At 62.1% G+C, this 1,118-nt stretch carries 1 protein-coding gene; it reads left to right on the top strand.

Features of this window, described 5'->3' with window-relative positions:
- The coding region (locus ACR0EL_RS21755; RefSeq protein WP_480502256.1) for a nitric oxide reductase activation protein NorD at nt 1–1,032 on the top strand (1,032 nt) is incomplete at its 5' end.
- Nucleotides 1,033–1,118: the final 86 nt, after the last annotated feature.

Below are 1,118 nucleotides of genomic sequence, written 5' to 3'. Positions count from 1 at the left end.
GACGATGACGATCCTGATAACGCCAAGAAAGCCGCCGATTATCAGGAAGAGATTGGCTTGGGTCAGATCTCGAAGGCGCCGCCGACCAAACTGAAACTTCATCTGGACCTCGCTCCGGAGGACGTGAACCGCGAACGCCTGTCGGGACGGGTTCTGTATCCCGAATGGGACGTGCGCACCGGCCAATACTTGCCCGATCATGTCAACGTTCTGACCTCGGACGCCGAGATTCGCGAAGATGCCGCCGAGTTCGGCAAAGACCCCGCCACTGCCCGCCGCATCCGCGCCGTGAAACGCCAGTTCGAGGCGCTGCGCCCGGGCCGCGTGATGACGCGCGGTCATCTGGATGGTGACCAATTGGATATCGAGGCAGCCGTTCGGGCGCAGGTAGACCGTTGTACCAATGGCGAAGGCACCGAAGGCAGTTGGATGCAATCGCGCTACGAGGCGCGCGATCTGGCGGTGTCTATCCTGCTGGATGTCAGCCGCTCGACCGAAAGCGCCGTCACAGGCCGCGCCGTGATCGACATTGAACGCGAGGCTCTTGCGGCACTCGCCTGGGGTCTGAACGCCTGCGGCGACGATTTCGCCATCCACGCCTTCAGTTCGCTGAAACGCCAGCGGGTTTACGTGCAGCGCTGCAAACGCTTCGACGAGCCGATGGGTGGTTTGGTGGAACAGCGCATAGCCTCGCTGCGCCCCGGCCACTATACCCGCCTCGGCGCCGCAATCCGCCATTGTTCCGCCGATCTGGCCAGCCAATCGCGCAAACGCCGGTTGCTATTGATCATCACTGACGGCAAACCCAACGACCTGGACCATTACGAGGGTCGCCACGGTATCGAAGACACCTGCATGGCCGTGCGCGAGGCGCGTAGGGCAGGGCAATCGGTCTTTGGCGTTACCATCGACAAAACCGGCAAAAGCTGGTTCCCGCGCATGTTCGGTCAAGGCGGCTTCGCCGTCATCCCCGACCCGCACCGGCTGATCATGGCCCTGCCTCAGATCTACCGCCAACTGGTTGGAGCATGAGCGACGCCTCTTTGATCGATGAGCTTCCGGGCGAGCTGCTGATGTGGGTTCTGATCATCTCGGAATTGCTGGTTTTCGGCGCGGGC

The sequence above is a fragment of the Ruegeria sp. AH12 genome, from assembly GCF_056541465.1.
Note: the sequence above shows the minus strand (reverse complement) of the source record. Positions and strands in the feature narration are given on the sequence as shown.